Here is a 20,702-nt window from a genome sequence, read left to right on the forward strand (position 1 = left end):
AGCCGCAAGGGCCGCAAGGGCTGCAAGGGCCGCAAGAGCCGCAAGAGCCGATCGTCGTCGCCCCCGTGGTGGCCGAGCCCGCACCGCTCCAGCCGCAGATGACGACCGATCTGGACATCGGCGAAGTCGCCGAAATCGGGCAGCTGGCCGAACGCCTGCGGGCTGCAGGCGCGGCGGCGAAGAAGGTCACGGTGCTCGGCACCGCATCGGGCGAGGCCATCACATTGTCGACGCTGACGCTCGCCCGGCACCTGGCGCGCGATGCGCGTGTCGTCGTGGTCGATCTCGCCGCATCCTCGCCGACGATCGCCGCAATATCCGCCGATCCGATGGCGCCCGGTCTTGCCGAACTGATGCAAAGCGAGGTGTCGTTCGCGCAGGTCATCACCCGGGACAAGCTCTCGCGGCTGCATCTGGTCATGGCCGGCCGGCCCGGCTTCGACCGCAGCCTGCTGCAGTCACCGCGGGTGACGCTCGCGATCGATGCCCTGCTGCGAGCCTATGATCACGTGCTGATCGACGCCGGCAGTGCGTCCGACCTGCCTGCCGAGCTCCTGACGGCGAATGCCCGCGCCGTCGTGGTGCCCGATGCATCCATGGCCACCGATGCGCGCGCCCTGATGTGCGAGCAGCTGAAGGCGGTCGGCTTCAGCGAGGTGACGATGCTGAGCAAGCCGGTGCAGCCATCGGATGCTGTGGACGCGCCGCGCGTGGTCGCGGCGTAGGCGAGGGCGTCGCCGCCGAGTGGTCAGGTATTCGGAGAAGGGTACGGCCTGCTATCCGAACGTCTGCCGCAGCCGCCGTGCCAGATCGAACAGCATCTGGTTCTGCTTCACCAGCCGCTTGCCGCGGTTGAGTGAGGAGATCGCCATCGCCGCGAATTTCCCGCGCGAGGTCAGCGGGACAAAGCTGTCGAAGATGTCTTCGTCGTCCTTGCAGAACATCCGCTTGTACTCGTCCGTGCCGATGCCGAGGTCGAGCGACCGGTAGCCGCGTTCGGCGTAGCGGTCGATGATGTAGCGCATCAGGATCAGGCCGGGGCTGTAGCGGGCGTGCTCCGACAGCGTGTAGGTGTTGAACATCATCGAGAAGCGCTGGCCGTCGGCGATGCCGGCGAAGATCGCGATCACCTCGTCGTCGCATTCGAGGGCATGGATGTCGATGACGCGGCCTTCGCCGCGCGGCGACAGGCAGGCGCTGCGGATGAACTGCTCGACACCCGGCTCGGCGAACACGTTCGGCAGTTTCTGTTCCGCCATCCGCGCCGGCTTGATGCGGAAGAACCAGTCGAGCAGGCGGGTGACGTCCGCGTCGGTGGTGGCGAGGTGATAGCGATAGCCTGTGAGCGCCTGGAGTTTCTTTTCCTTGCTCTTCAGGCGGCGGCGGAAGGAATTGCTGATCCGCGATGCGGGCGGGCCTCCGGGCTCCATCGCCAGCAGCGGGCAGCCGTTGATCGAGCCCTGCCGCGGCAGAAGCGCGAACGGGTTCTGCTGCTCGTACCAGCGCAGCGGCTGCTGCGTCAGCGCCAGCACGTCGATATGCGCGCGCAATGGCGCAAAGAGAGCGTCGAGATCGGCCGCCCCGGCCTGCGCGGCGAACTCGGCGTTCCACAGTCCCATGTTGAAGGTCGTATGCTTGCCGCCCATGAAGCAGGCGGTGCGCACGCCGTGGCTTTGACGCGACGAGAGCGGGAGCAGCGCGAGCGGCCGGCGCTCGGCGTCGCGGGCGATCACGATGAAGGGCCGGGAGCCCTCGTTCTCGCCGACCAACCGCTGCCAGGGGCTCAGGAGATCGAACCGCTGATAGGGCGTCGAGAGATGACCGGGTTCCTCGAAGGCGCGCCAGACCTGCTCCGCACTGTCGAGGTCGCCGACGATGTCGACATGCGCGATGCGGCGCGCTTGCGACTGCGCGGGCGATTCTGCCGTCCGGCTTTGCATCGCCGCAGCCATGGTCATTCACGAAACCTGTCGAGAAACGAAAATATGCGTAATTCGGCCTGTGGCCGACCTTTGCAAAGAAATGTCAACAAAGGGTAATGACAATGGTCGAGGGAACGGGCCGCCGGCGAACGCGAAGGTGGGATATTGGCATCCGACGACAGATGGCTGGAGCGGCTGCGGCTTGAACTGGCCTGGTTCACCGGCCAGCCGCTGCTGCGCAGCCGGGGCGCCGGCGCGATCCTGCGCTTCGAGCGCGTACGGCCGCGCCGGAGCGGCGCATTCCAGCCGCTGCGCGAGAGCGAGATCACGCCAGAATTCCTCGATCGCGCCATCCGCGCGCTGAAGCGGTGGAAGTATGATTTTCTCGGCATGGACGACGTCTGCCGGCGCGCGGTGACGCTGCCCGAGAAGCACCGCTTCGTGGCACTCACCTTCGACGGTGCTGCCAAGGACCTCATCAGCTTTGCCTATCCGGTGCTGGCGCACCACGCCGTTCCCTTCACCGTCTACGTTCCAACCGCCTTCCCCGATGGTGTAGGTGAAGCCTGGTGGCTCGGGCTCGAGCAGGTGATCGCGCGCGAGAGCCGCGTCAACCTGATGATGGGCGAGAAGGAGCAGCGCTTCACCGTCGCCGGCAATGCCGAGAAGCAGGCGCTGTTTTCGCTCCTCGAGGGCTGGTTGCGCTCGCTGCCGCCGGCGGATCTGTCGGCCGCGATCAACGATCTCTGCACGCGTTACCGCATCGATCTCGCGTCGATCTCGCGCGAGGCGTCGATGAATTGGGAGGATCTGACGAAGCTCGCAGCCGACCCGCTCGTCACGATCGGCAGCGCGACCGTGAACCATCCCGTTCTCGCCAACATGAAGGACGCGGCCGCGCTGCGCGAGATGACGATGGGCAAGGCGGTGGCGGAAGCGGCGTTCCGCCGCGAGATCCGGCACCTCGCGTTCCCGTTCGGCGACCGCTTGTCGTTTCGGCGCGGTCACGTCGTGATGGCGGAGGAAGCGGGCTTCGTCAGTGCGGTGTCGACGATCCCAGGCATCGTGGATGCGGAAGGCCGGACCAATTTGCGCGCGCTGCCGCGGATCTCGTGGGACGGCCGGGTGCGCTCGCTACGCTCGATGCGCGTGCTGGTCTCGGGTATTGCCTTCTCGCCGGTGAAACCGACAGGCAGCGCTACGTAGAAGCGTTACGTAGATTTGGCGCGATCCGGCCGCTGCATCCAGCTCACGATCGGCATCGCCGGCAGCACCCAGCCCATGCCGACCACGACGTAATAGATCGCCTGCCGCCAACCGGATTCAGCGATCCACGGCATCTGTGCCAGCGCCATGCCGAGCAGGGCCCAGACCGTGGCCAGCACCAGGAGCAGGATGGCGCCGAGGAACTTGCGGGTGCGGATCGTCATGGCGGAATACTGCGGCTTTCGCGTAACTTGCGCTGCGGAAGCGGGGGACTATAAGGGGCACGCAGTCCGGTTCAAGCATCTTTAGTTCAAGGCTTGGTTTCGTCCCGAATGACGCCGATTTCCGCCCCGTCCGAGCCGCATCGCGCCTTGCGCTGGTGGCTGATTTCCGTGGCCGCGCTGATCGCGCTGATGGTGCTGGTCGGCGGCGCGACGCGGCTGACGGAATCCGGCCTCTCGATCGTCGAATGGAAGCCGGTCACGGGCAGCATGCCGCCGCTCTCGGAGGCGCAGTGGACCGAGGCCTTCGAGGCCTACAAGAAGATYCCGCAATATCGCGAGCTCAACGCGGGCATGAGCCTGTCCGAGTTCAAGGAGATCTTCTGGTGGGAATGGAGCCACCGACTGCTCGGCCGCTTCATCGGCGCCGCCTATCTGCTGCCGTTCCTGTTCTTCCTGTGGCGCGGCGGCCTGTCCGGTGAGTTGAAGCGGCGGCTGTGGCTGCTGTTCGCGCTCGGCGGGCTTCAGGGCGCGGTCGGGTGGTGGATGGTGGCTTCCGGCCTGACGGAACGTGTCGAGGTCTCGCAATACCGGCTGGCGACGCATCTGATGCTGGCGCTGCTGATCTTCGCCGRCATCGTCTGGACGGTGCGGCGGCTCGCCGAGCGGCCGCAGATCGCAGCACCAGCGCGGTTGCGGTTGACAAGCGCGCTGCTGCTCGCCGTGACCTTCGTGCAGATCTACTTTGGCGCGTTGGTCGCGGGCCTGCGCGCCGGGCGCGCCTACAACACCTGGCCGCAGATCGACGGCGCGTTCATTCCGTCGGCGGATCGGCTGTGGTTCGAGACGCCGTGGTGGCGCAATCTGTTCGACAATGTGCTGACCGTGCAGTTCGAGCACCGCATGACCGCCTATGCGCTGTTCGTGCTGGCCGCGCTGCATGCGATCGACTCGTTGCGATCGCGCGCAGGTGCGGCGGCGAGCGGCGCGCTGTGGCTGTTTGCGGCGGTGAGCCTGCAGGCGGTGCTCGGTATCCTCACGCTGCTCAACCAGGTGCCGATTGGATTGGCGCTCGCGCACCAGGCGGTCGCGATCGTGGTGCTCATGCTTGCGGTGATGCAGGCGGAGCGGCTGGCGTCACGGCGATCTGCGCRAGCGCAGCCTCGGGCCGTTCCGGTCGGTCAGCCCGGCTGATCACCATCAGCCCGGCTGATCAGCAATAGCCGTAGACGCCGCACGCGTAGGGCAACCGCCAGAAATAACCGACCTGCGGTCCCCCGTAGTATGGGCCTTGATAATCGTAATCCCAGGGGCGGCCGTAATAGCCCGGCAGCGTGTTGGAGCCGGGCAGGAGCGGCGTACCCGGCAAATTGCGGATGTAGCTGCCGATGCCATAGGCCGGCGAGATCAGCGCGTCCGGATCGGTCTCGACATAGACTCTTGGCGGCTCCGGCGGCGCCGCCGCGCGCCGCCTTGGCGTGGCGGGAAGATCGGCGGCGAGGGCGCCTGAAACCGTCAGCATCGCCGCAAGGGCAGGCACCATCCAGCGCAGCATCGTCGGCTCCGAATCAAAGGGCGATCCAAAGACGATGTATGCGCCAGATATGGTTAATGACTGTTAACTGACGGCGGCCAAAACGGCCGCCGTCATTCCGGGGCGCGCGGGAGCGCTAACCCGGAATCTCGAGGTTCCGGGTTCGCGCTTCGCGCGCCCCGGAACGACAGGCGACTCAAGCCCCCAGCGCCTGCTCGAGATCGGCGATCAGATCTTCCTTGTCCTCGATGCCGATCGAAAGCCGCACCACGTCGGGGCCGGCGCCGGACTTGATCTTGGCGGCATCGTCGAGCTGGCTGTGCGTGGTCGAGGCCGGGTGGATGACGAGTGAGCGGGTGTCGCCGACATTGGCTAGGTGCGAGAACAGCTGCAGTTTCGACACCAGGCTGACGCCGGCGTCATAGCCGCCCTTCAGGCTGAAGGTGAACACGGCACCCGCACCCTTCGGCGCGTATTTGCGCGCGAGCTGGTTGTACTTGTCGCTTGCCAGGCCCGCATAGCTCACCGAGGCCACCGCGGGGTGGCCGGTGAGGTATTCGGCGATCGCCTTGGCGTTGTCGCAGTGCTTCTGCATGCGCAGCGGCAGCGTCTCGATGCCGGTGAGGATCATGAAGGCATTGAACGGCGACAGCGCCGGGCCGAGGTCGCGCAGGCCGAGCACGCGGCAGGCGATCGCGAAGGCGAAATTGCCAAAGGTCTCCTGGAGCCGGATGCCGTGATATTCGGGGCGCGGCTCCGAGAGCATCGGATATTTGCCGCCGGTCGACCAGTCGAAGGTGCCGGCATCGACGATGATGCCGCCGAGCGAATTGCCATGGCCGCCCAGAAACTTCGTCAGCGAGTGCACGACGATGTCAGCGCCGTGATCGATCGGGCGGATCAGATAGGGCGAGGCCAGCGTGTTGTCGACGATCAGCGGCACGCCCGCCTTGCGCGCCACCGTCGAGATCGCCTCGATGTCGGTGATGCTGCCGCCGGGATTGGCGATCGATTCGATGAAGATCGCCTTGGTGCGCGGCGTCACCGCGCGCTCGAAGCTCGCGATGTCGTCGGGATCGGCCCACACCACGTTCCAGCCAAAGCTCTTGAACGCGTGCGTGAACTGGTTGATCGAGCCGCCATAGAGTTTTCGCGCGGCGATGAACTCGTCGCCGGGCTGGAGCAATTGCTGCAACACCACGACCTGCGCGGCGTGGCCCGAGGCCACTGCAAGCGCGGCCGTGCCGCCTTCGAGCGCCGCGACGCGCTCTTCCAGTACGGCGTTGGTCGGATTGCCGATGCGGGTATAGATGTTGCCGAACGCCTGCAGTCCAAATAGCGAAGCGGCGTGGTCGGCGTCGTTGAAGACGAAGGATGTGGTTTGATAAATCGGCGTCGCACGCGCACCGGTGGTGGGATCGGGCTGTGCACCGGCATGCACGGCGAGGGTTGAAAATCCCGGAAGGCGATCGCTCATTGATGGCGTCCTGTTCTTGTGGTCTGAAATCGCGCGGCATGCTGATCGTCACCGCGTCTGGCGTCAAGGCGCCGGTTCACATCGGAGCAATCGTGCTACGCATTGTCGCGTTCGCGAAATGAATCCTTCGCAAGTGCGTCAGCTTTGCTCGCTCTTGTTTTTCGCCGCGCGATCCGATGCCGCGGTGTCGCCGCCGCCGACACTCATCCGATTGAGGGACAGGCGCATGCCCTGCGTCGGTGCCGGCGGACGCTTGGAGCTCAGCGTGCGCGAATTCACGCCCATCCAGGAGATCTCCGACGACAGCCGGCCATATTCGATCTTGGGGCAGCGGTTCATCACCACCTTGATGCCAACCGACTCCGCCTTCGCCGCGGCGACATCGTCGCGCGCGCCAAGCTGCATCCAGATCACCTTTGGCAGCGGATCGAGCGTCAGCGCTTCCTCGACCACAGGCATGATGTGGCTCGAATTGCGGAAAATGTCGATCATGTCGACCGGGCGGCCGATGTCGGAGAGCGAGGCGACGAAGGGCTTTCCGAGCAGGTCCTTGCCGACATGGCCGGGATTGACCGGGATCATGTCGTAGCCGCGCTGCGCCAGATATTTGAACGCAAAATAGCTCGGCCGCACATTGACCGGCGAGGCGCCGACCATCGCGATCGACTTCACGCTGTTGAGGATGCCGCGGATGTAATTGTCGGGATAGGCGTCGTGGTTCATCTTTTTCTTTCGTTCGTCATTCCGGGGCGATGCGCAGCATCGAACCCGGAATCTCGAGATTCCGGGTTCGGCTCTGCGAGCCGCCCCGGAATGACGAAGTGGGTCGAGCAGCCGCGACTCCGCTCATCACTCATCCCGCCATGTCGGCTCACGCTTCTCGATGAAGGCGCCGATGCCTTCCTCGGCGTCGCGCGCCATCATGTTCTCGGTCATCACCTCTGCCGCATAGCGATAGGCATCCGCAAGGCTCATCTCGGCCTGGCGATAGAACGCCTCCTTGCCGAGCTTGACGGTGTAGGCTGATTTGAGCGCGACCTGTTGCGCGAGCTCGATCGCGGCGCCGAGTTCGGTGCCTGCGGGCACCACGCGGTTGACCAGGCCGATCTCGCGGGCGCGGGCGGCCGGGATCGGCTCGCCCGTCAGCAGCATCTCCATCGCCTGCTTGCGCGGCACGTTGCGTGACAGCGCCACCATCGGCGTCGAGCAGAACAGGCCGATGTCGACGCCGGGCGTCGCGAAGCTCGCGGCCTCCGAAGCGATCGCGAGATCGCAGCTCGCGACGAGCTGGCAGCCGGCCGCCGTCGCGACACCCTGGACCGCCGCGACCACGGGCTTCGGCAGATGCACGATCGCCTGCATCATCGCGCTACAGGCGTTCATCATCTCGGCGAAGAAGGCGCGGCCGCGGTCGGGGTCGGTGCGGCGCGCGGTCAGCTCCTTCATGTCGTGGCCGGCGGAGAAGGCCGGACCATTGGCCGCGATCACCACGCCGCGGACGGCCTTGTCGTCGCGGATCTCGTCGAGCTCGGCATGCAGGCTCGCGATCATCGCCTCCGACAGGCTGTTGCGCGCGGCCGGCCGGTTGAGCGTCAGAACCGCGATGCTGCCGACGGCCGCGCGCAGCAGGATCGGCGGTTGCGGGGAGGGGGCGCGGGCGGCCTGGGTGGACATTGAAGCGTTTCCGGTTGGATTATTGCGTTTGGAAGATGCAGATGAATGATGCAGATAACCTAATGCAACAAGAGACCTGAAGCGAGGGCGAGGCAGAGTATGGCGTTAGCGAAAATGAGCGTGGCGGAGCTCGAACAGTTTCTCCGCGCCGAGTTTCCCCAGGCCTTCAGCGGCGACGACATCACGATCGAGAGCGCGGACGGCCAGACCTGCCTTTTGCGGCAGCGCTACGGCGAAAAGATGCTGCGGCCGGGCGGAACCGTGTCCGGGCCGACGCTGATGGCGCTGGCGGATTTTGCAATGTACGTGGTGCTGCTGTCGGCGATCGGGCCGATCGGGCTCGCGGTCACCACCAATCTCAACATCAACTTCCTGCGCAAGGGCCAGCCCGGGCAGGACGTGCTTGCCGAGGCCCGGCTTCTCAAGCTCGGCAAGCGCCTGGCGGTAGGCGAAGTGAACCTGCTGTCCGGCACGTCGCCCGATCCGATTGCCCATGTCACGTCGACCTATTCCATTCCAAATGTTTGAGGTTTTTGCGGGTAATATAGCACCATATTTTTAAGATGTTGATTTTGCTTTACTAATTTCCATCTTCGGGCATTGACCGTTGCGCGTCTCTTCTCTAGAAAACCGCGCAGTCCGGTGCGGTGTTCGCGCCGATGTCTCCCCGTCCACGGAAACTCCGATATGAAAACCTTTTCGGCAAAGCCGGCTGAGGTGACGAAGAAGTGGGTGCTGATCGACGCCAAGGGTCTGGTCGTCGGCCGTCTCGCCACCATCGTCGCCATGCGCCTGCGCGGCAAGCACCTCCCGACCTACACCCCGCACGTTGATTGCGGCGACAACGTCATCATCATCAACGCGCAGCATGCGGTCCTCACCGGTCGCAAGCGCGAGCAGAAGACCTACTACAAGCACACCGGCTATGTCGGCCACGTCAAGGAGCGCACCGCGCGCCAGATCCTCGAGGGCAAGCATCCCGAGCGCGTGCTCGAGAAGGCCGTGGAGCGCATGATCCCGCGTGGTCCGCTCGGTCGCGTCCAGATGGGCAACCTCCGCGTCTATGGCGGCGCCGATCATCCGCACGAGGCGCAGACGCCCGAGAAGATCGACATCGCCAAGTTGAACCGCAAGAACACGAGGGCCGCATAACATGGCCGAATCCATCCAGTCGCTCGACCAGCTCTCGCAGCTCAAGACGGCCGCGCCCGACGCGCCCAAGCACGAGAAGAAGGTCGACAAGTTCAACCGCGCCTACGCCACCGGCAAGCGCAAGGACGCGGTCGCCCGCGTCTGGATCAAGCCCGGCGCCGGCAAGGTCACGGTCAACGCCCGCGAGGTCGAGGTCTATTTCGCCCGTCCCGTGCTGCGCATGATGATCGAGCAGCCGTTCGTCGTGGCGGCCCGTGCCGGCCAGTACGACGTGATCTGCACGGTCGCCGGCGGCGGTCTGTCCGGCCAGGCCGGTGCCGTCCGTCACGGCATCTCCAAGGCGCTCACCTATTTCGAGCCGGAGCTTCGTACCGTTCTCAAGAAGGGCGGCTTCCTCACCCGCGACTCCCGCGTGGTCGAGCGCAAGAAGTACGGCAAGGCCAAGGCCCGYCGKTCSTTCCAGTTCTCSAAGCGTTAATCGCTTCGGTCACATTCGCCGCGAAAGCGGCTTCAATGAGATGCAAAAGGGCGCTGATTTCAGCGCCCTTTTTGTTGTTCGTTTGTATGCAAATTGATGGCGTGTTTCCCGAAAACTTGGGTCCGCGTGAAAACCTGAATGGAACCCGCGGGAACCTAGCGTCGATTTCGGAAGGGCGCGCAAATCGGATGTACCGATCGCGTAACTGCTATGTTTAAGAGGGGGCCGACATGATGTCGCTCGATAGCATCACGCTCTATTTGGTCGCCACAATGGTTGCCGCACTGCTCGGCGCCATGATGGTGTTCTTTGGCAAGCAGGAGAACAGCCCTGCGCTGAAATGGTGGGGCACGGCGTATCTCCTCGGCGCGGCCTCGGTCGCGCTGTGGACGGCGGCAGGCGACAAGCTTGGGCCGCAGCTTTATCTCGCCTTGAATGCCGTCGGCTTCGTCGCCTGCGGCATGGTCTGGAATGCAGCGCGCGTCTTCCACGGCCGCAAGCCGAACTGGCCCGGCCTCGTGCTCGGCGCGCTTGCCTGGGTCGCGGCTGTGACGCTGCTCGATCCCGCGGCGTCGATGCTGCGCATGATCGCCGGCGCCGGCATCGTCTCCGTCTACGCTGCGCTGACCGCGAGCGAGCTCTGGGTCGAACGGCGCAAGAGCCTGCAACGGCGCTGGCCGGCCTTCGTGGTGCCGGTGATGCACGGCTGCGTGTTGATGCTGCCGATCCTGATCGGCAGCTTCCTGCGCCCGAACGATGCCGGCTTCTCCGGCAGCATCTGGGTCACCGTTTTCGCGGTCGAGCTCGTGCTCTATGCCGTCGGCACCGTGTTCGTGATCTTCATGCTGGTGTCGGAGCGTGCGGTCACCGCGCACCGGACTGCGGCGTCCACGGATCCCCTGACCGGCATGCTCAACCGCCGCGGCTTCTCGGAAGCCTGCTCGCGCGTGATCGAGCGCGAGGCCAAGGCGGGGCGTCCCGTGACCGTCATGATTTTCGACATCGACCACTTCAAGTCGATCAACGACCGTTTCGGCCATCCCGCCGGCGACGAGATGCTGAAACTGTTCTCCACCATCGTCGTCAGCAATCTGCGCATCACCGACATGTCGGGCCGCATCGGCGGCGAGGAGTTCGCGGCGCTGCTGCCGTGTTCGCTGGAAGAGGGCGTGCTGGTCGCCGAGCGCGTGCGCGAGGCGTTCGAGACCTCCGGCGTCGTGGTCGATGAGGGTCCGGTCGACACCACCGTCAGCATCGGCGTCGCGGGCGGTCCGGCCGGCACCGAGCTCGAGGTGCTGCTGGCCTCGGCCGACACCGCGCTCTACCAGGCCAAGCGAGGCGGCCGTAACCGCGTCGAGGCGGCGGAGGAGCTGCCGTTGTCGCTGGAGAACTGGCGCCGCCAGAGCGCCGCGCGGATCGGTGCACCGCAGGCGCGGCCGGTCACGGCCTAAGGCCAGGGAAGCCTCGCGGTAATTCTCTGTTTACCATTCGATCCCTACCATTGCGGTTATGGAATCGATCCGTCGACAGAACCCGCAGGCTGCCCTGATGTCGCTGGAAGCCGCTGCGGCCTCGACACGCGGCGGCTTCGCCTGCCTGTTCTCGACCTCGGATGAATACGAGACCGCCGTCATCACCGAGCGCCGCGCGCAGGGGCACTACGCGCAGAGCCGCAGCTACTGGCCGCTGGCGTTGTTCGCCGGGTGCGCGCTCATCGTCGCAGGCACCGTTCTGCTGCTCGCCTGAGAGCGTCCGCATTTCCGGCCGATCAGGGCGCCGTTCCGGCGCCTTTTTCTTTTGCGCCGGCTGCGGTAAACACCCCCATTGAACAAAAGGGTGGAAACCGATGATCACCGAGATCGCGCAAATCGACGTCAAGCCGGGCAGCGAGAAGGACTTCGAGGCGGCCGTCGCCAAGGCCAAGGCCGCCTTCGGCGGCTCCAAGGGCTTTCACGGTTTCGAGCTGCACAAATCGATCGAGAAGCCGCAGCGCTACCGGCTGATGGTGAAGTGGGCGACGCTGGAAAATCACACCGTCGATTTTCGCGGCTCGGAGAATTTCACCGAATGGCGTGGCCTGGTCGGCCAGTATTTTGCCTCGCCCCCGGAGGTCGAGCACACCGAGACGGTGCTGACCACCTGAGGCAMTATCTTAGGAGCGTGATCTCCGCGCAAACGCGTTCCGCGTTTGGCGCGAGGGAAAACCGCTTCACACTTTGCGCCAACGCGGCCCTTCGGGTCCGGATCATGCTCTAGGCGGCCTCGGTCCGGGGCGTCGTCTCATACGTCTTGAAATGGTCGATCATGACCTTGGCGATGGCGACCAAGGGCAGCGCCAGCGCCAGGCCCCAGATTCCGAAGACGACGCCGAGCAGGATCTGGAACGCGAACAGCGTGGCCGGCGGAATGTCCAGCGCCTGGCGCTGGAGCAGCGGCGTCAGCACGTAGCTCTCCATCGCGTGCACGCCGAGGAACAGCAGGAGGGCCGAGAGCGCCGGGATCCAGCCCGAGGCGAGGCTCGCCAGCACCACGACGACGCCGGCGATGATGGCGCCGACGGTCGGGATGAAGGCGAGCAGGCCGGCCTGAATCCCCAGGATGAACGAGCCGGGGATGCCGATGATGGCAAGTCCGATCCAGGTCACCGCGCCGACCGCGAGCATGACGATGATCTGCGCGATCAGCCACCGTTCCAGAGTCTCGCTGATGCGGTCGATGATGAGGGTCGCGCGGGTGCGATGCCTGGCCGGTGCGAGGAATAGCAGGCCGTCATGATAGATGCCGGGCTGGGCGGCAAAGGCCAGCCCGAGAAACAGCACGATGAACACATTGCCGACGGCGCTGATGGTGCCGAGCAGCAGCTTGAAGGTCTGGCTCACGATGGCCCCGCCGCTGGAGGCGAGGGCGCCTGCGCCCGGCAATTGGCCACGTGAGGCCGCGCCCGGAGCGGGCGCCGATTCCGCGTCGGAGGTGGAGGCGGGAGCGGCGCTGCCGAAATCGAAGAAGCTGGTGTCGATGCCGTGGTTCTCGAGGAAGGACCTGACATTGGTGATCTGCGACTTGATGGTTTTGCTGAGCAGAGAGGCCTGCTCCGCGATCGTTGCCCCGCCGAGATAGGCAACGCCTGCGAGCATCACGGCAAGCGCGACGCAGACGATCGCAAGCCGCAGCGTATGCGGCAGGTGCACGCGACGGCCGAGCGCATTGGTCAGCGCGTTGAGGCCGACGCCGAGCAGCATGCCGGTGAAGATCAGGAGCAGGGTGGCCGCAAAGTACCAGGTGAAGGCGAGCAGCGCGGTGAACAGCACCACGCCGATGCCGCCGACCGCAATCGCCCAGGCCAGATCGCTGCGGGTCCGGCATCGTTCATCTGCTGGAAGGGTCAAGTCGCATCTTCTTTCTGGCCTTCCGGCCGTGCCTGGATCCGTCCGCCGGGATCGTTTCGTCCGAACCGGCGCGCGAGAGCCAGCTTCCTCGTGGAACCAAAGTCAAGGCGCACCGCGCGATGTCGAGGGTGCKACAAATGGCGTTGCCGAGGGCGATCCACGCCGGCCTTCAACTTGAACGTGAGCTCAATGCCGAACGCCCTTGAGAAACATAGTTCGTCCTGCTAATTCGGCTGCAGGAAAAGGGCAGGTTCCCATGGTCCAAGTCGCTCGTCCACTGCAGGATATCCCAGTCGACGGTCTCAAGACCGGAGCCGATACCTATTCAAGCGCGATAGCGGACGCGCAGAATTACATGAATTGGGTGATCGATCAGTTCCGCCCTCATCTGAGGGGAAAAATCGTCGAGATCGGATTTGGTCACGGGCACTACAGTAAGGCGCTTGGCGAGCTCGGCGACTATTGCGGGGTGGACCACGACCGCGAGAGCGTCGAGCAGGCCACGCGGACCATGCCCGGCCGAAAGTTTGCGGTCTGCGATATCCTGGTCCGGGATCAGTTGCGGTCGCTGTTTCCCGAAGGCGTCGATGCGGTCTTCTCGATCAACGTTCTCGAGCACATCGAGGATGACGCCACGGCAATTGCCAATCTGGTCGACGTGTTGAAACCGGGCGGGCACCTCCTGATCAGCGTACCGGCGCTGATGCTGCTCTATAACGACCTCGATCGCCTGGCGGGGCACTGCCGCCGTTACACCACGACGCGTCTGGGCGGCCTGCTTGCGGATCAGCCGGTCGAACTGGTTCGGCTCAGCTACTTCAATCCCATTGGCGGATTGGGATGGCTTGCCAATCGCCTGAAGCGGCACCAGTCGCTGAACGATGACGCGGTCAACGGTCAGATCGCACTATTCGACAAGTATATCGTGCCGCTGTCGCGGGCGCTCGATCCGCTGTCGCGAAGTTTCTTTGGGCAATCCGTCACCTGCATTGCACGCCGCGTATGATTTCAGTCGTCATTCCTGCACTCAACGAGTGCAACGGCATTGTTGAAACCATTGATCGGGCCAAGGCGGCTCTCAACGGCGCTCAACTGACCCCCTATGAAATCGTCGTCGTCGACGATGGTTCTGCCGACGGGACCGGCGCGCTCGCCGAACAGGCGGGTGCAAAGGTGGTCAGGCATCCCCACAACATCGGCTATGGCCGCTCGCTGAAGGATGGAATTCGCGCCGCGTCCTACGATACGATCGTCATCAGCGATGCGGATGGCTCCTATCCGATGGAGGCGATTCCGGCACTGATCGCACGCTTCAACCAGGGTTTTGACATGGTCGTCGGCGCCCGGACCGGGCCCAACTACCGGGAGTCGATGCTGAAGTCGCCGTTGCGCGCAATCCTGAAGGCGATCGTCGAATTCACCGCCAACCGCGACATTCCCGACATCAACTCCGGCCTTCGCGTGTTCGGCCGGCAGGTTGCCATCTCCTATTTCGAACATGTCAGCGACCTCTTCAGCTTCACGACGTCGCTGACGCTTGCCTACATGRTGAACGCGAAGTTCGTCGACTACATCAACATCGACTACAACGAGCGGATCGGCCGCTCCAAGGTGAACCTGTTCCGCGATTCCGTCCGGACCCTGCAATACGTTCTGGAGGCCTGCACCTACTACAATCCGCTGAAGATCTTCGTGCTGCTGGCGATGATGTGCATGGCGCTCGCACTGGTCTCGCTGATCGGCGGGATCATCCTTCAGCTCGTCAGTGCCTTCGTCCTCGGTGTCGGCGCGATCCTGCTCAGCATTCTCGTCGTCGCGATGGGATTGCTCGCGGTGCTTCTGAAGCAAATCATGAACCAGCGACCATGACCTCCCTCGGCAAGGGAACGCGATGTGCGGCATAGCGGGCGTCTTCCATCGTGACGGTCGCGCCGCCGACGGCCGTGCCGTTGCGGCGATGTCGGCGGCGCTGATCCACCGCGGGCCGGACGGCGAGGGCACCTGGCTGGAAGGACCCGTCGGCCTCGCCCACCGCCGGCTCGCCATCCGCGATCTCTCCGATGCCGGGCGCCAACCGATGCTCGATGCCTCCGGCCGTATCGCCGTCACCTATAACGGCGAGATCTACAACGACCGGGAACTGCGAAGCGAACTCGAGCGATCCTTCGGTTTCCGCTTTCGCAGCAGCTGCGACACCGAAATCCTCCCCTACGCCTATCTCGCCTGGGGCGACGCGATGTTCGAGCGGCTGGAGGGCTTTTTCGCCATCGGCCTGTGGGACCGCCAGGAGCGCCGCCTGATCCTTGCGCGCGACGGGATCGGGATAAAGCCGCTGTACTATTTCGAGAGCGCGGGCAGCGTCCTGTTCGCGAGCGAGATCAAGGGAATCACGGCAGGCGGGGAGGTGGCTGCGCAAATCGACCCGGTCGCGTTGCACACATACCTCGCCGCAGGCCACGCCGGCACGCGGCAGAGCCTGTTCAAGGAGATCAAGCAACTCCCGCCCGGCACGACGATTGGCTTCACCGCCAACGAGCGGACCGAGCGATGCTTCTGGCGTCCGGTCCGCGCGCCGGTGATCGACGACCTCGATGAAGCGGTTGGCCGGCTGCAATCGACGATCGAGACCGTGGTAAAAAGCCAGATGGTGAGCGACGTGCCGCTCGCCGTGCTGCAGAGCGGAGGCATCGACAGTTCGCTCATCAGCCTCACGCTCGGGCGGCTCGGATTGAAGCCGCCCCTGTTCACGGCGGGCTTTAGCGAGAAGAGCCATGACGAAACGGCGGTGGCGCGGCAGATCGCGGCCTCCGCCGGCCTCTCGCTCGACGTCATCGACGGGGAAGCGGGCGAGGGTGCCGAGGCGGCGCTGCGGGCGGTCGTCCATCATTTCGACGGTCAATGCGCCGATACCGGCGCGCTCGGCTTCTATCACCTGGCCGGTGCGGTCCGTCAGCATTGCACGGTGGTGCTCTCGGGCGACGGCGGCGACGAATTCTTTGCGGGATATGAAACCTATGCCGCGACCATGATGGCGGAGGGCGCGCGCCACGTCGTTCCGCGCGGCGTTGCCGGCCTGACCGGCCGCCTGGCCTATGCGTCCGTGCGCGGCAACGAGAAGCGGCTTCCGGCGGCGGCGCAACTCGCCCGCTTTGCGCTCGGTCTCGGCGAAGGCGGCAACAGCCCGCATCTGCAATGGCGGCGGCTCGTTCCCCGGTTTCTCGCCGAGAGGATCTATGGCCGCGGGATGGCCGACCTTGCATCGACCGACCCGTTCGCGGAATACGCCGGATATTATTCGGAGCCGCACGAGAAGGTGCTGGATCGGGCGCTGATCGCCGACCAGCGCTTCCATCTGCAAAGCGTTCTCATGAAGGTCGATGCGATGAGCATGGCGCATGGTCTCGAGGTGCGCGTTCCGATCCTGGATCGACGGGTCATGGACCTCGCGGGTGCCATCGATGTCTCGCTGCTCAATCCCTGGCCCAAGGGGGCTCCGAAATACGTGTTGCGTAAGCTGGCCGAACGCCTCGGCATGCCGGGCGAGGCCGCCTGGTCGCGCAAGCGCGGCTTCAACGTGCCGATCGCGCAACTGATGCGGCGGGGCGGGTTGCAGCCGATCTGTGATCGCGTGCTCGACCGTGACGCCGATGTTTTTGCGCCCTTCATGAAGCCGGATGCGATCCGGCTGCTGTGGAAGGATCACCTCGCGCGGAGGAGCGACAACGCGTTCGCGCTATGGCCGATCCTGACGCTGGGCATCTGGTTGACGGGGCTGGCAGCCCCGGCGCCGCGCTGAGCGCATGTGGCCGGGAGCGAACGCATGCCGGACCTGAAGGATCAAACGATCAGCGATTTCGGGGAGCAATGGACCGCGTTCCGCGACAACCCCGGCTATTACGGGTCGGCGGATCTGCTGGCCGACCTGTTCGGTCCGCTGCTCGCCCTGGATGACGTCAAGGGCAAGCGGATCGCCGATATCGGCAGCGGCACCGGACGCATCGTCAACATGCTGCTCGATGCCGGGGCCGGTCGTGTCGTCGCGGTCGAGCCTTCCGCCGCCATGCTGGTCCTGAAGGAAAATACCGCCCCCGCCGCCGACCGCATCGACTATTTGCAGGTGCCCGGCGACCGCTTGCCGCCCGGTCTCGGGCTCGACTATGTGGTTTCGATGGGCGTCCTGCATCATATCCCCGAACCGGCGCCCGTGGTCCGCGCGGCGCATGATGCGTTGCGCCCGGGAGGACGCTGCATTGTCTGGCTCTATGGCTACGAAGGCAACGAGACCTATCTGTCGCTCGCGATTCCGCTGCGCAAGCTCACCGTCCGGCTGCCGCACCGGCTCCTCGTTGCGCTGTCCCATGGTCTCGAGTGGGGGCTGACGGCCTATATCGGGCTGTGCCGGATATTGCCGCTTCCGATGCGGTCCTACATGCTTTCGGTGCTGGCAAAGTTTCCGCGCAGCGTTCGCCGCCTGACCATCTACGACCAGCTCAATCCCGCCTACGCGAAATACTACACGCGCGCCGAGGCGGAGGCGCTGCTGTCGGATGGCGGCTTCGAGGATATCAGGCTCTACCATCGCCACGGCTATAGTTGGACGGTGTCCGGCACCCGGCCGGCATGACGTGATCTCGTTGGCGAACTTGGCGCAGTCAACCCATCCGGAGAATCCATTGCCAGCTACCGACATCGAAGGCGTAGGGGCCCCGCCCACGGGGCGGCCGGCACTCGCTGCATGGGCAGGCCGCATCGCATGGTTCTGGATATGGCTGGKTGTGATTGGCCTCGCGCTGGCGGTTCACCTGGCCTTTCTGGTGGCCTGGCCGGATCATTTCCTGCACGAGGATGGCGGCGCCTATCTGGACGAAGCGGAGTCCATCCTGAGGGGCCATTACCTCGACGATACCGGCAAGCGGCCGTATGGCATGGCGGTCTTCCTGGTGCTGCTGTCCAAGCTGTTCGGCCCGCATATCCTGGTCTTCGTCATGGCCCAGCATCTGATGAGCATCGGTGCGGCCCTGCTCGTTGCCGCGACGGTGCGCTTTGCCGGCGCGCCCCGCATCCTGTCGGTCCTGGCCTTTCTGATCGCCGCGCTCTATGGGCGCACGGTTCACTACGACAACACGATCGGCGCCGAGACCATTTCCAACTTCCTGGTCAGCCTCGCGGCCTTCATCGCCGCAGGCCTCGCCTTCAGGAAGTGGTCGCCATTCATCGCCGCGGCGGCCGTCGGGGTGACCCTCGGGGCCGTCATGACGTGCCGGTCGGCGGCGGTCGGACAAGCTGCGATCATCCTGCTCTGGCTGGCCGTGGTGCTGGATGCCGGATGGGTCCGCCGACTGACCGTGCTCGCGCTGGCGGGCAGCCTCGCCACAGCCGTGTATCTGATCCCGACCGCCGTCAATTACGCGATCGGAAAGCGTCCGGCCGGCAGTGAGAGTCTCGCGGTCATGGCGTTCGTGGTCGGCTATTCCGCCGATTTCGACCACGGTGTCCATCTCGACCGGAAAGCCAACGCGCGGGCGTTTGTCGACAAGATGCGGGCCGCGGACACCCCGACCGGCTGGGCCGATGCGGGCGTCTATCAATGGCCCTTCGGCGCCATCCATTTGCTGGAGAAGCCCGGCGACAGTCCTGCCGACGTCGAAAACGTGGTTCGCGACATCTTCATCGAAACGCTGACGACGCCGTCGACGCTGTATCGGCATCTCACCAGGCATTTCCTGCGCGAGATGTACTTCCTGCTGTTCGACGCAAACAGCGTGGCGCGGCGAACCGTCAATCCGCAGGGCTACGAGTTCTTCGCGCAACGGGACCCGTTCCCGTTCTTTGGAATTCCGACCGGGCTCAAGCCCCGGCAACTGATCTACGACTATTACAAGCCTTATGGGTGGCTGGAGGGGCGGGTCTTGCCGTCGCCGGATCGGTTGCAGCTGGGGCTGAGCTACCTGCTGACGCTCGGCTACCAGCCGCGAGGGGATCGGGCCAGGCTGTGCTGCGGATTGAGCGTCTCGAGCGAGTACGATGACCTCCCGGGACCGATCCGGTGGGTGTCGGCTGCGACGTTGATCCTCGTGGTCGTCCTGCTTGTCGGGGTCGTCGCGGCCCGGTTCGGATTGGCGCCGCCGATCCCTGCGAGCCTGGCGGCTGGCGGCACATTGATGATCCTGCTGGCGCTGATCAGCGCCGCGTTTCCGGCATTCCTCATCTATGGGTTCAACCGCTACGCCTACTACGCCTTCCCCTTCCTCGGCGGCGCGAGCGCCATCCTGGGGGCTGTGCTGTTCGACCGGATCCGGCTGTTCGGCCCCGGGGTGTGGCGGCGCCTGAGGGGCCGCCCGGCCGCCAAGGCGGCGCCATTGGCGCGAAAATAGCATTGCCGTCCCGCGATCCCTTCGGTTGAATTTGTTCCTTCGGAAGGGCATGTTTGGAGAATCTTCTTCGCAAGGAGGTCGGAACGGAAGATGAGAAAGCCGGTCGTCGGCGTGATCGGGAACGCCCATCGCGTCGAAAATCGATTTCAGGTCCAGATGGTCGGCGAGCGTAATTTGCGCGCCGTGGCCGAGGTCTCCGGCGGCTTGCCGGTGATGTTCGCGGGTTCGCCCGACATCACCGATATCGGTGCGCTGCTCGATACCGTCGACGGCATCGTCCTCACCGGTGCCCGCGCCAACGTCCATCCGACCCGCTTCAACGTCGACCCCTGCGAGAAGCACGAGCCCTATGACATCCACCGCGACGAGGTCGCGCTGGCGCTCTCGGTCGCCTGCGTCGCCCGCGGCATCCCGCTGTTCGGCATCTGCCGGGGCCTCCAGGAGATGAACGTCGCCTTCGGCGGCTCGCTGCACCCGGAAATCCGCGAAATTCCCGGCCGCATGAACCATCGCATGCCGAGGCTCGAGAACGGCGAGATCCATCCCGACCCGACCGTGGTGTTCGCCGACCGCCACGACGTCGACCTGACGCCCGGTGGCGCGTTCGCAAGGCTGCTCGGCTGCGAGCGGATCCGGGTCAATTCGCTGCACGGCCAGGGCATCCTCGATCCCGGCAAGCGCGTGCTGATCGAAGGCATCGCCGAGGACGGCACCATCGAGGCGATCCGCATCGCGGAAGCCCCGACCTTCGCGCTCGGCGTGCAATGGCACGCCGAATACGACCCCCAGCGCAATCCGGTCAACCGCAAGCTGTTCGAGGCCTTTGGCGAGGCGCTGACCGAGCGGCAGCGCGCGACGGCGTAACTCACTTTCGTGTCCCGGACGCGCTGCAACGCTCTCGCGTTGCGGCGCAGAGCCGGGACCCACGTTGCTCGAAAATCCTCTCCGAGGCATGGGCCCCGGCTTTGCATCGCATCGCCGAAGGGGGCGCTGCGCTGCGTCCGGGGCACGAAAGCCGCATCTTCAAAGCCGTATCCAGGTGCACGCATGGCTTCGCATTCTCGCGGCTTGTTTCGCCCGAGCCTTGCTCAACTCATCGCCCCTTCTTGGCCAAAGGGCGCAGGGAAGGCCGGGCGCCGGCGGCACCCGCAAGTCCGTGCGCGATGGAAATGCACACGGTTTGGACCACAGGTGTTGCCGGTCGCCCGGCCTTCCCTGCGCGGATGGTTTTAACGGTGTCCTTCGTGCTCTCCCCGGGGAGCGATGCACTATTGCCCC

21 protein-coding genes and 1 pseudogene are annotated in these 20,702 nt (G+C 65.1%); 15 read left to right on the top strand and 7 right to left on the bottom strand.

What is annotated here, in order from left to right; translation table 11 throughout:
- A pseudogene (locus ACXJL8_RS09370) lies at positions 1-725 on the top strand (lipopolysaccharide biosynthesis protein); the annotation flags it as partial.
- Positions 726-776: 51 nt separating this feature from the next.
- On the opposite strand, the gene ACXJL8_RS09375 reads toward ACXJL8_RS09370, so the two are convergent.
- Positions 777-1,958, bottom strand: a complete 1,182-nt coding sequence (locus ACXJL8_RS09375; RefSeq protein ID WP_456620202.1) for a GNAT family N-acetyltransferase — start codon at positions 1,956-1,958, stop codon at positions 777-779.
- 129 nt (positions 1,959-2,087) lie between these two features.
- On the opposite strand from ACXJL8_RS09375, the gene ACXJL8_RS09380 reads away from it, so the two are divergent.
- Positions 2,088-3,128 carry a polysaccharide deacetylase family protein gene (locus tag ACXJL8_RS09380; RefSeq protein ID WP_456620201.1) on the top strand — a complete coding sequence of 347 codons (1,041 nt, stop codon included), beginning with the start codon at positions 2,088-2,090 and terminating at the stop codon, positions 3,126-3,128.
- 5 nt (positions 3,129-3,133) lie between these two features.
- On the opposite strand, the gene ACXJL8_RS09385 is transcribed toward ACXJL8_RS09380, so the two are convergent.
- On the bottom strand, positions 3,134-3,352 hold the full coding sequence (locus ACXJL8_RS09385) for a DUF2842 domain-containing protein (protein ID WP_027547383.1): 219 nt from the start codon (positions 3,350-3,352) through the stop codon (positions 3,134-3,136).
- 108 nt (positions 3,353-3,460) lie between these two features.
- Here ACXJL8_RS09385 and ACXJL8_RS09390 point away from each other — a divergent pair, with 108 nt between their 5' ends.
- A complete protein-coding gene (locus ACXJL8_RS09390) occupies positions 3,461-4,543 on the top strand; it encodes a COX15/CtaA family protein (protein ID WP_456684918.1) in 1,083 nt (360 codons plus the stop codon).
- 19 nt (positions 4,544-4,562) lie between these two features.
- Here ACXJL8_RS09390 and ACXJL8_RS09395 read toward each other — a convergent pair whose 3' ends face one another.
- From ACXJL8_RS09395 to ACXJL8_RS09410, 4 genes are all read right to left on the bottom strand, one after another.
- Positions 4,563-4,904 carry a hypothetical protein gene (locus ACXJL8_RS09395; RefSeq protein WP_456620199.1) on the bottom strand — a complete coding sequence of 114 codons (342 nt, stop codon included), beginning with the start codon at positions 4,902-4,904 and terminating at the stop codon, positions 4,563-4,565.
- A gap of 175 nt (positions 4,905-5,079) precedes the next feature.
- Positions 5,080-6,360, bottom strand: coding sequence for an O-acetylhomoserine aminocarboxypropyltransferase (locus ACXJL8_RS09400; protein WP_456620198.1), 1,281 nt, complete (start codon positions 6,358-6,360; stop codon positions 5,080-5,082).
- A 138-nt stretch (positions 6,361-6,498) separates the two neighbouring features.
- Complete coding sequence (locus tag ACXJL8_RS09405) at positions 6,499-7,083, bottom strand: CoA-binding protein (protein WP_456620197.1); 585 nt, start codon at positions 7,081-7,083, stop codon at positions 6,499-6,501.
- Between the two features lie 126 nt (positions 7,084-7,209).
- Positions 7,210-8,034 carry an enoyl-CoA hydratase gene (locus ACXJL8_RS09410; protein WP_456620196.1) on the bottom strand — a complete coding sequence of 275 codons (825 nt, stop codon included), beginning with the start codon at positions 8,032-8,034 and terminating at the stop codon, positions 7,210-7,212.
- Between the two features lie 99 nt (positions 8,035-8,133).
- On the opposite strand from ACXJL8_RS09410, the gene ACXJL8_RS09415 reads away from it, so the two are divergent.
- The 6 genes from ACXJL8_RS09415 to ACXJL8_RS09440 all read left to right on the top strand — a co-directional run bounded on the left by ACXJL8_RS09415 (position 8,134) and on the right by ACXJL8_RS09440 (position 11,807).
- On the top strand, positions 8,134-8,562 hold the full coding sequence (locus ACXJL8_RS09415; RefSeq protein ID WP_456620195.1) for a PaaI family thioesterase: 429 nt from the start codon (positions 8,134-8,136) through the stop codon (positions 8,560-8,562).
- 159 nt (positions 8,563-8,721) lie between these two features.
- Positions 8,722-9,186, top strand: a complete 465-nt coding sequence (gene rplM / locus ACXJL8_RS09420; RefSeq protein ID WP_008137961.1) for a 50S ribosomal protein L13 — start codon at positions 8,722-8,724, stop codon at positions 9,184-9,186.
- Position 9,187: 1 nt separating this feature from the next.
- On the top strand, positions 9,188-9,664 hold the full coding sequence (rpsI, locus tag ACXJL8_RS09425) for a 30S ribosomal protein S9 (protein WP_354229614.1): 477 nt from the start codon (positions 9,188-9,190) through the stop codon (positions 9,662-9,664).
- 230 nt (positions 9,665-9,894) lie between these two features.
- The gene (locus tag ACXJL8_RS09430) at positions 9,895-11,115 is read left to right on the top strand and encodes a diguanylate cyclase (protein WP_456620194.1); all 1,221 of its coding nucleotides are present in this window, start codon (positions 9,895-9,897) and stop codon (positions 11,113-11,115) included.
- 58 nt (positions 11,116-11,173) lie between these two features.
- On the top strand, positions 11,174-11,410 hold the full coding sequence (locus ACXJL8_RS09435; RefSeq protein WP_456620193.1) for a hypothetical protein: 237 nt from the start codon (positions 11,174-11,176) through the stop codon (positions 11,408-11,410).
- 100 nt (positions 11,411-11,510) lie between these two features.
- A complete protein-coding gene (locus ACXJL8_RS09440; protein ID WP_028155908.1) occupies positions 11,511-11,807 on the top strand; it encodes an antibiotic biosynthesis monooxygenase family protein in 297 nt (98 codons plus the stop codon).
- A 109-nt stretch (positions 11,808-11,916) separates the two neighbouring features.
- On the opposite strand, the gene ACXJL8_RS09445 is transcribed toward ACXJL8_RS09440, so the two are convergent.
- A complete protein-coding gene (locus ACXJL8_RS09445) occupies positions 11,917-13,050 on the bottom strand; it encodes an AI-2E family transporter (protein WP_456620192.1) in 1,134 nt (377 codons plus the stop codon).
- Between the two features lie 202 nt (positions 13,051-13,252).
- On the opposite strand from ACXJL8_RS09445, the gene ACXJL8_RS09450 reads away from it, so the two are divergent.
- The 6 genes from ACXJL8_RS09450 to ACXJL8_RS09475 all read left to right on the top strand — a co-directional run bounded on the left by ACXJL8_RS09450 (position 13,253) and on the right by ACXJL8_RS09475 (position 20,288).
- Positions 13,253-14,056, top strand: a complete 804-nt coding sequence (locus tag ACXJL8_RS09450) for a methyltransferase domain-containing protein (RefSeq protein WP_456620191.1) — start codon at positions 13,253-13,255, stop codon at positions 14,054-14,056.
- Complete coding sequence (locus ACXJL8_RS09455; RefSeq protein ID WP_456684919.1) at positions 14,053-14,919, top strand: glycosyltransferase family 2 protein; 867 nt, start codon at positions 14,053-14,055, stop codon at positions 14,917-14,919. Before ACXJL8_RS09450 ends, ACXJL8_RS09455 begins: the two co-directional genes overlap by 4 nt.
- Positions 14,920-14,941: 22 nt before the next feature.
- A complete protein-coding gene (gene asnB / locus ACXJL8_RS09460; protein ID WP_456620189.1) occupies positions 14,942-16,846 on the top strand; it encodes an asparagine synthase (glutamine-hydrolyzing) in 1,905 nt (634 codons plus the stop codon).
- A 24-nt stretch (positions 16,847-16,870) separates the two neighbouring features.
- Complete coding sequence (locus tag ACXJL8_RS09465) at positions 16,871-17,674, top strand: class I SAM-dependent methyltransferase (RefSeq protein ID WP_456620188.1); 804 nt, start codon at positions 16,871-16,873, stop codon at positions 17,672-17,674.
- 49 nt (positions 17,675-17,723) lie between these two features.
- Positions 17,724-19,424, top strand: a complete 1,701-nt coding sequence (locus ACXJL8_RS09470) for a hypothetical protein (RefSeq protein WP_456684920.1) — start codon at positions 17,724-17,726, stop codon at positions 19,422-19,424.
- Between the two features lie 90 nt (positions 19,425-19,514).
- Entirely contained in the window at positions 19,515-20,288 is a 774-nt protein-coding gene (locus tag ACXJL8_RS09475; protein ID WP_456620186.1) for a gamma-glutamyl-gamma-aminobutyrate hydrolase family protein, read from the top strand.
- Positions 20,289-20,702 lie beyond the last annotated feature (414 nt).

This window comes from Bradyrhizobium sp. P5_C11_2 (assembly GCF_054049755.1).